Below are 10,326 nucleotides of genomic sequence, written 5' to 3'. Positions count from 1 at the left end.
CAGGGTGGTGACCATCCTCGGCGCGCTGGGCATGCCGCTCTACCTCTGGCACAAGCTCGCCGAGCTGCCGGCCGCCTGGCTGGGGGAACGCCTCGGCCTGCCCATCGATGCCGGCATTCCAGGCGAAGTGGGCTTCTGGCTCGGCCGCCTATGGTGGATCCTGCTGTGCATTGTCTCCGTCGCGCCGGTAATGGTCGCGGTGGTGAGTTTCGAGATGAGCCGCAAGCGCGATGTTGTCTCCGCCACCGGCACCCCGGCGATTATCGGCGGAGGTGCGGCACTTCTCGGTGGCATCATCGCCAGCCTGGCGCTCGGCGCCCTTCCCGGTGCGCTCTTCGGCCTGGCCGGTGTCGCGGCCGCTTCCTGGTTGCTACGTGTCCATCCGCAGCCGACAGCGATCTCGACCTCTCGGAGCACTTCCACCTGAAGGGTCTCAGGCAGCAGCGGTATACGCGGGCCTCCGCGGGCAGCTATGTTAGTAAAGGGTGGGGGAGAGTTATGCATCTGCCTGCGAGACCTGACAAAGAAAAATGAGCAAGGAGAGCTACACATGCGCGCACTATTCACGCTCTTGTGCCTGGTGTCTGGATTGATGGCAGGCTCGGCAATGGCCCAGGAGGTCAACCTACCGCCAGAGCTCCAAATTGAACCAGAGTCGGAATTCCTCACGGCCTGGGGACCGCGCGTCGAAAGCGAGGTATTCGAGTATACGACCGGTGGCGAGACCTACCAGGGCTACCTGGCACGTAACGTCAATGATGAGACGCCACGGCCGGCAGTACTGGTGGTGCACGAGTGGTGGGGGCTCGATGACTATGCCCGTGCTCGCGCCGACCAGCTCGCCGCGCTGGGCTTCGTGGCATTGGCGGTGGATATGTATGGCGGGGGACAAGTCGCCACGCACCCCGATCAAGCGGGTGAGTTCTCCTCGCAAGTCATGCAGGATTGGCCAGCCGCGCGTGCCAGATTCGAAGCGGCCATGACCCAGCTACGCCAACACCCTGCCGTGGCAGATACCGGCATGGCGGCCATTGGTTACTGCTTCGGCGGTAGCGTCGTCATGAACATGGCACTGTCCGGCATGCCGCTCGAGGCCGTTATCAGCTTTCACGGCGATCCCACGCCAGCTGTCCCCACTCCCGGGAAGTTCAGCGGTGCGGTGCAGATCCATACTGGCGGCGCGGACTCGCTCGTCGAGCGTGAATCCCTGGCAGCCATGACGCTCGCGCTCGAGGCACAGGGTGCCGATGTCGATGTCATCACCTATCCCCAGGCACTCCACGGCTTCACGAACCCCGGCGCCGACGCAATGAGCGAGGAGTTCAACTTGCCGGTTGGCTACAATGCCGCCGCTGACGCCTCCTCCTGGCAGTCTGCGCTGCTATTGCTCGACAAAACTCTCAATCGATAATTGCTCGTACTCATTCGAATGCCAACGGACGGCAGGTTACGCCCCCCGACATTGACGGCTTGAAAGCGTGAGAGGCGTACGCGCAGCCAGCCGTCAATCATCACGAATCTTACGTTCGACACCACCCGACACCCTCCTGAACCTGGCCGCGGCGCGACCGCTGGCGGACTACTGCGTGCCGCCCGATGCCGACTGAGAAGCACTGGGCCGGCCAGTCCCGTCCGACGGAAAGCCGAATCGAATATGCTTGTAAGCCATATCTTACAATTCTATCGGCAATTTCTTACACGCCGCTTGCGCCAGGTTAACGTCACAAGGCTGCCCTAGTTGGCACAGTGGAGGCGTACTGAGCACGGAGGCTCAGCCAGGGACGACGAGTCAGGAAGACTCAATCCAGGGATGCTCGGGTCGGAAGGATGCCCGAGGAGGATGTAAGGAAGCGAAGATCCAGCCCGGCCGCAAGGCCGGGCTTTTCGTTGGCAGGCACTTATCCGTCTCACTATTGAGGCAGAGAAACTTCCGACATCGCTGCATCATCACCCTGCCGCAGTAGGCGCTGCAACTTGGCACGACCGAGCGACGTTACCATGGGAAGCACCAGCAGGCTTGAGGGTGCCGTAGGCAAGGCTCCAATGCCCAAGCAAACCAGCGCAGGAATTGTCCATGCCTCGTTACCTTCCTTGTAGGCGTGCGCTACCAGAGCCAGCCCAAGCAGCATACAAGCGATACAGGCTAAAAGGATAAGGAATAGAAAAGAAGAACCGTTTTGACTGGAATAAAAGTATCCAGCACCTGCCGCCAAGAGCCCATAGCCATAAACGCAAAACACAGCCAGGTCATTTTTGACTTCTTGCTGATCTATTCCCTCTTCCCTGAGATAGGCCAACAGCGGCTCCTTGAGGCTTCCAGCCTTCTTGAGGTGAACGATCCCTTCCTTCCCATTCATGCCGAAGAACATTTTCCCTCTTGGCATTTCGAATTTCACCAAGAGCTGCCTTTTCTACGTCGCTTGTCTTTCGCCCACCCTTGGTTCGCAGCAGCAGCGTAATCGAATCGTCATGCTCGCGCAGCTGATGGTAGAGGCGCGTGATGAATTGGATGTCGAAGGACGTCTTGAAACTGATTGGCAGCATTTCACTATCCCTGTCATTGGTTGCGTAATAACTGCTACGATAGATCGCAGCTTCTTAAATAGAGCGTGGAGCTGCATCGTTTAGCATTAACCGTGCCTTTGAAGCCCACGCTACCGCCGGGCAGACGCTTGGCGCTGGCCCTGACAGTTGTTTTTCCCGCCCCGCGGCGCTGTTTGCAACAGAGGGGCCAGGGCCTCCCCAGGGAGACCCGATTATTGGCTCATTCGCTACGGCTTAGCGCAGACGGATATTCTTGCGGTACTTCTCTTCCTGAATCTTTTTTACGCTGGCTTCGTCCATGTCGCGCCAGTAGCGCGGATTGCGGCCTCGTCGCTGATCAGCCGCCGCCGTGGCAGGGTCCTTGTGACGGTGAATCTCCAAGGCGGGCACATCGGGTAGCGGCTGGGAAACATCCATGTAGCGTTGCAGGAACTGCCAGGCAGCGATGAGTTCGCCAGGCATTTTAGACGGTGGAAACTGGGCATCCAGCTTCTGGCGGATTTGCTGAAAGGGGTGATAGAGAATCAGCGAATAGGTGGCGCTGCCCTGGGTATCGGGAGAGCTTTGCAAAAAGGCATCGAACTCCCAGAAGGGAGCCTCCAAGCGTTGCTTCCAAGCATCCCTAGGGTCGTAAATTGTGAGCCGACCTGTTTGACGATTAAGCTGCCAGAGGGGGGCTTTTCGCATCCCGAAAAAAATATCTGGATGCCTCGCTTCCAAATACCGTCCTATTTTCCATAAGAACAGAGAAACCAAGACACATGGAAAAAGATAAAACACACCATCAAGGGCCATGGTATAAAAATATTCAAAATCTTTCGACCCTAAAGCCCAATAAAAGAAAGCACCAAAAAATATTAAGCAATATGTAATTAAAAACAGGAAAAAAAATACCATGCCAAACCCCATCGCCACATGAAGGCATTTTGCCAACGCCGTATGATGAGGTGGCATGATACTCTGGTAATCATAGCGTACTTTCATGCCTTTGAAGATGTCATCACCTTCCAGTCCTTTCTCGGCACGCTGTGACTCCCAGCGCTGAGAGATAGCGATGTTGTTAAAGCCATACTCTTCCTTCGTCCCATTATCCTGAGTTCGGCGGCTCCATGACAACCTAGAGCCGATAATGGTATCCCGCTTAGGGTTCGCCGCTTCCCACTGCTGGCGCTTGGCAGGCGTATAACCGGTATCGGCATAGTAGTCGCCAATAGTTTCTTTAGCGGACATGAAGCCTTTCCTTGATCCAGTAGTCATCTTTAGCTTGCTCGACGCTGAGGACGGTGGACATATCCTCTGGCATGGCCTTCAGCGGGGCAGGCGCAGGGTAAACACGTCTACCTGGGCGCAGCGGTATCTGCGTCGCTTCACGGAATTGTACCTGAACGTCCCAGCGATACTCGGTGCTGCTGCCAAACCCGCGCATGGGCTCGTTCGCGGGAGAGTGCACGAAGTAGCTGATGTGCTGCGCACCCAGCTGTGTTAGAAGGGGCTGGATACGCGACGAGGATGTCTCACTCCACGCACTGCCTGCTGGCGAACGATAGTGCGATCCCTGTACCAGTCGCAGCACCGTGACGTCGTTCAACTCGACACCCATACCGGGCAGGGCACTGCGCACCTCGATGGCAGTATTGATGGCTTGGCGCGGGTCGAACTGGGCTTGCCAGAGGCGCCCTATCGGCATGGTCGTTTCAACGGGTGAGGTATGAGACTGGCCAAGCCGAGCCAATAGGGCATCACGCTCGATCGGAGAGACCCTGCGCAGCGATACCTGGATATTAGCCAGCATCCCCTGAAGCCGGTAATAGGCTTCTTCCGGCTCCTCCAGCCAAGGGGCACGGCCGCGCTGATCGCCGAAGGGACCATGCTTTATCCACTGCTCGTATGGGCCATCCGTCAGCAAGATTCCGGCCACCCCACCGCCAAGCAGTAATGCCAGACCGACCCAGCCCACTGGCCCACTGAAGAGCAATATCAAAGTGGCGCCAGCTGCCGCCACACCAAAGGCCAAGGCGGCGTCGATATCACCTTCACGAAGTCGTCCGGTGGCTTCCCAAACCATAGAGACAGCTACCAGTAATGCCGCACCTTTAGAAAATATCCAGTTCACTCGAATTAAGCTTGGAAATAGACGACTAATTAAATTTAATTGTCCATTTCGCATTACTACCCTTTGGCTAAGATTACTTGCTTTGATGATAGAACGAGGTGCTTGATGACGTCTCGTAATGTAGTCACTTAAGTTAAGGGTAGCTAATCCTACATCAACTACTGCGCTTACGGTAAGCGTAACTCGCTTAGCATTAAGGCCTTCTTTGAATAAAACATGAGCGCTTTGCCACAAGTTCATCGCCTCGACTATCACCATGACATAGGGCAGGCGAGTCAGCTCCGTTGTGCGCTCGACGAAGCCTATACGGCTACGTCCTTGACGCACCAGATCGGCAGCTCGAGAATTTGCTGGTGCAAAGATAAAACGTACCTCACGTGCTTCGCCTACTTCCCCCATGGAACGCAGCCGCTGCTTATTGGTACCACCCAACAATTGACCATCAGAAGTACGGTATACTTGGCCGTAGAATTGTCGTTGATTGTTCTTGGAGAGGTACTCTCGCTCGGCCGAATCTAGACCGAACGAGAGGCCGGAAGCAGCATCCTCAACCCCGACGAGTACGTGGCGGTGCAAATCTACATCACCGAGAGCCTGAAAGGTCAGCTCACCCAATAGGTTATGCATCGCACTGCGTGAAGCATTGAAAGCAGGCAAGTATATCCTCGCCGTCATGGCAGTACGCTGGCTCTCGTCTGCAACTTGAGCAAGCAGGTTCTTGCCACTCTCTGCGATTCTGCCGAATACACTATCGAGCGCACCGACCCAACGCTTGAGTTCGCTCGTTGTGCTAGTGTGGGCCATGGCAGCAAGCATCGAGGCTTCGAACGTTTGCAGGTCCTCCTTCTCCGGCACCTCACTACGCTCGCCCTCCTCGGCCAGTGCCTTGGCGCGGAAGAGGCCGCTTCCGTCATTGTTTTCCTCTTCTGGCAGCACGAAAGGCTGTTCGGCCGGGTGGGCCTCGCTGTTGGGGAAGCACATGGCGTGTAGCGGTTCGCGGCTTCCATCTTCCAACAAAGCTAGCAAGGTGCGCTGGGCCCTTGCCGCGTTGGCTGTATGGAACAGGCTGGGAATATCTTGGTCTATCAAGGTATCGATGCGCTTCGGATCGAGACTCAGCGCAGTGAAGCATTGCTGTACCAAGTAGAAGCCGCTGACGTAGTCACTCCCCTCCAGGCTGAAGTAATCCGCCAGTATTCGCTGGTAGGCCGCGCTGCCCAGTATGTCGGCTAGACGCGTCTGGTGAAACTCCCAGAGCCGGTGGGCAATATCGCGTGCCAGCGTGGCCACATTAGTGTGGAACTCTCCGCCGAGATAGCTCAGTGCTGGCTCTGAAGCAAAGCGATGCAGCGGGTTGTCCTCGCCGCCGATGCGCTCGGGCATGATGCGCTTCTGAATCAGAACGGCACTGCGGTAGTGCGGCCGCGCAGCGCAGCGTTCGAGCAGCAGCGTGAGATAATTCTGCGCCAGTTGCGTTTGACTCAGGGCATGGCGCAGTTCAAACAGGGGGTCGTTGATGACAAGCCCGGGTATTTCTCGCTGCCGCGCATCCTCCAGTATGTCATTGCCTTCGGGTAGCTCTTCCCAAACCGGTGGCTCTCGGTCCTCTGGAGCCTGCGCCGTGTCGGGGGTGCTACGGTGCGTCTGGCATACCACCTCAGCGGCGGCCGCACGCAGGCCGACCTCCCGCTTCAGGGGCGAGTCGTCTCTGTTGGCCTCGTTCCAGGCCCCATTTATCGCATCAGCTCCGCCATCATCGAAGCGTTGCTGCTCGCTCGATGCTTGCTGATAGAGCGAAGTGACGGTACTGCCCGACAAATCCTCGGTCCAGAGTGGGGGATGTGCAATTTGCGTTTCGAGGCCAGCGCTTCGCTCGCGCTGCGGGGTCAGTCGCTCGGCGGCAAGCAGCCTACCGCTAGCAATACGCTCAGATGGGTCGCGCAGCGAAACGGACTGGAAGCGCTGATTAATTGCCGTAGGATTTGCTTCCAGGTGGTTCAGCCTGGCTGCCGACCATTGCACGTCCGAGAACGCGACCTTGACCTCACTGCTCAGCCAATTCATCTCACGGCGTGCCGGTAGCCATAGCTCCACTAACGGCTGGCCGATAGCGGGACGGCGATCATCGACATAGCCACCGGCATCGCTGCGGTGTTGAACTAGATCGACATCGCGGAACTGCCACTCGCCCGACTCGGAAACTCCCACCTCGATCTCCCGCCATATGGCTCCCCGATAATGGATATACAGGTAGCCAGGACGACACGGCAGGGCATGGGAGATGTCATCCAGCAGTGATTGCCACAGAGCCAACGGTATGACGGGCTGCACGACGTAATGTTGATGAACGGTATTCCGCTCATGCTCTTGCCATGGCGTGACGCCTACGTTGCCGAACAGGGACACCCGTATCGGCTCGCCTTCTTGGCTAGCGATCTCCAGCCAGACATTTCGCCGAGGCTGTTCTTCCCAGGCCCAACCATGGATGCGGCTCGGAGGCTCCGGCAAGTTCTCTTCCTCGACCGCCTCGGCGAGGGCCGCCTGCTCCAGTTGGTCTTCCAGATCGTAGAAGACGAAGCGATGGCCCTCAGGATGCTCCTTACCCATGACCTGAATGAAGAGCTTGGGTTCTTCACACGCCTTGTGCTGGCTCAATTCCTGGCTCATGAGGCACTCCATTGACTGGGGGATGGCATAGGCTCTTCAAGAACAACTGCCGGATCGCTTTGCTGGCCCAGCTCTTGCTCCAAGCGGGCGCTAGCAAGGAATCGACGGTAGGTTTTCGGGTCTTCAAGGCTCTCGCCCGGCTGGCGTAATTCCTTCCAGGCCCTCATCACCCGGATATAGCGCTCTAGCGCGGCTTCCTGCCCGCGGGAAAGGGCAAGTATCGGTGACGCTCCTGCCTGACTCTGTGTGGAGTTGGCTGGATCAACGCAGTGCTCTGATGCCGCATCATCGGCACATAGCGCATGCCAGGCAGAAGCCGCAGGCGTTCGCGGATGCGCTTCGCCGTGCCATATCCAACACTCAATGGGACCGAGCCAGGCCTGGCTGACGTGCTCGGAAGCGGCAAAGAGCGCTGCCGCAACGTCAGGATGGTAGTACCGCAGCATGCCTTTGCGATTACCATAGAATGCGACGCTCAAACAGCGGCGAAGGTGAGCCAAAACCTCTTCTTCCGAGGCTTGACTAGCCACGACGATACCCGGCGAGATGCCTTTTCGCGGATCCTGGGCAAACTCCCGTAGCAGATCGCCAATCGCATCGTTCACGCGCAGTACCAGGGGGCTTCGCTTCAGGAAGTCGGCATAGGGCGTTTCCAGAAACAGCCACTCGTATTCGAGCTTCGGCACCTTCTGGTACAGAGAGGCGAGGGTCTGGCCGGTCTCTTCAAGAATCAGCCAGTGACTCAAGTGGCGGCTCTGTCCACCAAGCAGCTCGGATAATGTATCGGCACAGATCACTCTCATGACGCTGTACGCCCTCTGCAAGGACAGTCAGACAGAGGGCAGCTTCCATCACGCTGCATCTGGCAGCGCTCGATCAGGGGGATATCATCAGCCATGGCCTGGTCGAGGCGCTTACCGAAAACCGGCCCCATGGTGACATCCTCATGCGATTCACCGGTCGCCTCCCTCGGCAATACCGGTGCCTGGGCGGCCTGGCCGGAACCGGAGCCGGGGCTGCCGCCGGAGTTGATCTTGACCTGGCTGCCGACGATGGTCACGCCGCTGGGGTCGAGCTTGATGAAGCTGCCGCCGGCCTTGAGGATGATCTCGGCGCCGGCTTCGATCACGACCTTCATACCCGCCTTGTGGTGGATCTCCTGGCCGGCCTCGACGAGCTGCGCGCGGCCGTATTTCTCGTGGCGGCTGGCGTCGACGATCAGGTTGTCGTCGCCATCGATTTGGGTGTGTCGGCTTCCGTGCACCGTCAGGTGATCGTCGGCGTCGATCTCACCGATGCGGTCGTGATGCACGGTGAGGAAGCTGTCGTGGCCGATCTCTTCGGTGCGGTCGTTGTTGGTTAGAAGCTCCAGGTCCTTCTGGGCGTGGAGCCAGATCTGCTCTTCGCCGGCCTGGTCTTCGAAGCGAAGTTCGTTAAATCCTTCGCCTTTGTGACTCTGGGTGCGGATGACGGTACGCGTCTTGTGCTCGGGCAGTTCGTAGGGAGGCGTGTTGACGGCGTGGTAGGTGCGCCCGGTGATCAGCGGCTGATCGGGGTCGCCCTCCAGGTAGCTGACCACCACTTCGTGCCCGATTCGCGGGATGGCGATGCTGCCGTAGCCGCCGCCGGCCCAGCCCTGGCTGACACGCACCCAGGCGCTGGGCGCTCTTCCAGCGGCTTCGCCTTCAGCCCCGGCGGTATTAGGCTCGGCGTAGCGGTCCCAGGGGAACTGCACCTTGACCCGGCCGTGCTCGTCGCAGTAGATCTCCTCGCCTTCGGGGCCGACGATGAAGGCGATCTGCGGGCCGTCGACGCAGGGTTTGGCGTTGGGCTCGGGGCGCCAGGCGCGGTCGGCGGGGGTGAGGACCAGGGTGTTGTCGAACTTGGTCATGCTCTCCAAGCCTGCCCGACCCTGCAGGCGCATCCCCGCGGCGTCACTCTGGGTGACACCGTCTTCTTCCAGGGCCTGGGGCTGGCTGCCGGTGTGAGTGACCTTGATGACCTGCCAGTCGCGGTTGAGCTCACTGAGATCGTGGTCGGTGAGGGTGAAGCGCGTGCCCGGGGCGAGCTCGGGCAGGTCGCTTTCGGCGCTACAGGTCAGGGCGTCGTTGCGCAGGTGCTCGAGGCGGATGCGGGTGAAGGCCTTGCCGGAGGCGTCGGCCTTGTAGCGGCCGGGGTAGTCGTAGTGCTCGTAGTCGTCTCTTTGCGCGCGTTCTTCCAGGCCCTCCGCGGCGTGTTCGTGAAGCTGCGCATAGGCCGGGTTCTTGAACGAGTAGTCCTTGAGCGTGACCGAGGCCGGGGCGACCCGGGCGAGCTGCTGGAGCTTGCGTCCGTGACGCTGGGGCGGCGTGCCGCCGGAACGGCCGTGGTAGGTGCGCTCGCCCAGGTGGGCCAGCGCCTGGGGGGCGTCGGCGAACACCAGGCGATGGGCGGCGCTGGGCGTCTCGCCGCCCGTCTCGAAGAACTCGTGAAAGTAGAACAACCCCTCTTCGGCGGCCAGGCGCTGGATGAAGTCGAGGTCGCTCTCACGGTACTGGGTCAGGTACTCCCGCTCGGCCGGTTCCCGGGTGGCGGCGAAGGCGACGTCGGTGAGGCTGCGCTCGTCGCACAGGGTGTTGAGCACAGTGAGCGGCGAGACCTGCTGGAAGATGCGCGAGTTGTGGCGCAGGCCGAGGCGCCAGAGCGCCGGGCGGGCGACCAGTGAGTACATCGTGCGCCGGTGGCCGCGGTCGCCGCGACCGAACTCGCTGACGATGGCGTTGACCCGGCGCAGCGTCTCGTCGTCCTGCCAGATCGCCAGGGTCACCGGGCGGTCGAGTATATCCGTGGCCGACAGGCTGCCGTCGCGGCTGGCAAAGCGCACCGTGAGGGTGAAGGGCGCCGAGAGCGCCTCCTCCAGGGTGAAGTCGATCACCGCCAGGTCGGCCGCTTCGGCTCCGGCGAGCTCAAGGGTGAATTGCAATCCATTCATAGTCCGCATCCATCAGTAAGTTCAATCCGGC

At 59.5% G+C, this 10,326-nt stretch carries 7 protein-coding genes; 2 read left to right on the top strand and 5 right to left on the bottom strand.

What is annotated here, in order from left to right; translation table 11 throughout:
- Both HBJ55_RS13345 and HBJ55_RS13340 read left to right on the top strand, forming a co-directional pair.
- Positions 1-427 (top strand): hypothetical protein (locus tag HBJ55_RS13345; RefSeq protein WP_206022601.1); only part of this gene is annotated, 427 nt, incomplete at its 5' end.
- 123 nt (positions 428-550) lie between these two features.
- A complete protein-coding gene (locus HBJ55_RS13340) occupies positions 551-1,411 on the top strand; it encodes a dienelactone hydrolase family protein (protein ID WP_167115619.1) in 861 nt (286 codons plus the stop codon).
- Between the two features lie 499 nt (positions 1,412-1,910).
- Here the strand turns inward: HBJ55_RS13340 and HBJ55_RS13335 are convergent, their stop codons facing one another.
- From HBJ55_RS13335 to tssI, 5 genes are all read right to left on the bottom strand, one after another.
- Positions 1,911-2,396 (bottom strand): hypothetical protein, encoded by a 486-nt coding sequence (locus tag HBJ55_RS13335; protein WP_167115616.1) that lies wholly within the window; start codon positions 2,394-2,396, stop codon positions 1,911-1,913.
- Positions 2,397-2,778: 382 nt separating this feature from the next.
- Positions 2,779-3,774, bottom strand: coding sequence for a hypothetical protein (locus HBJ55_RS13330; RefSeq protein ID WP_167115613.1), 996 nt, complete (start codon positions 3,772-3,774; stop codon positions 2,779-2,781).
- The gene (locus HBJ55_RS22410; RefSeq protein WP_240936107.1) at positions 3,764-7,324 is read right to left on the bottom strand and encodes a hypothetical protein; all 3,561 of its coding nucleotides are present in this window, start codon (positions 7,322-7,324) and stop codon (positions 3,764-3,766) included. The genes HBJ55_RS13330 and HBJ55_RS22410 overlap by 11 nt, the downstream gene beginning before the upstream one ends.
- Positions 7,321-8,127 (bottom strand): DUF4123 domain-containing protein, encoded by an 807-nt coding sequence (locus tag HBJ55_RS13320; protein WP_167115609.1) that lies wholly within the window; start codon positions 8,125-8,127, stop codon positions 7,321-7,323. Before HBJ55_RS13320 ends, HBJ55_RS22410 begins: the two co-directional genes overlap by 4 nt.
- Positions 8,124-10,304, bottom strand: a complete 2,181-nt coding sequence (gene tssI, locus HBJ55_RS13315; protein ID WP_167115606.1) for a type VI secretion system tip protein TssI/VgrG — start codon at positions 10,302-10,304, stop codon at positions 8,124-8,126. Before tssI ends, HBJ55_RS13320 begins: the two co-directional genes overlap by 4 nt.
- Between the last annotated feature and the right edge of the window lie 22 nt (positions 10,305-10,326).

This window comes from Billgrantia bachuensis (assembly GCF_011742165.1).
Taxonomy (GTDB): Bacteria; Pseudomonadota; Gammaproteobacteria; order Pseudomonadales; family Halomonadaceae; genus Halomonas; species Halomonas bachuensis.
This window is presented reverse-complemented; position numbering and strand designations above follow the sequence as displayed.

Bases quoted from the DNA above. Each gene is read 5' to 3' on its own strand.
- HBJ55_RS13340 (WP_167115619.1), top strand. From the start codon at position 551: ATGCGCGCACTATTCACGCTCTTGTGCCTGGTGTCTGGATTGATGGCA.
- HBJ55_RS13330 (WP_167115613.1), bottom strand. From the start codon at position 3,774: ATGTCCGCTAAAGAAACTATTGGCGACTACTATGCCGATACCGGTTAT.
- HBJ55_RS22410 (WP_240936107.1), bottom strand. From the start codon at position 7,324: ATGAGCCAGGAATTGAGCCAGCACAAGGCGTGTGAAGAACCCAAGCTC.
- HBJ55_RS13320 (WP_167115609.1), bottom strand. From the start codon at position 8,127: ATGAGAGTGATCTGTGCCGATACATTATCCGAGCTGCTTGGTGGACAG.
- tssI (WP_167115606.1), bottom strand. From the start codon at position 10,304: ATGCGGACTATGAATGGATTGCAATTCACCCTTGAGCTCGCCGGAGCC.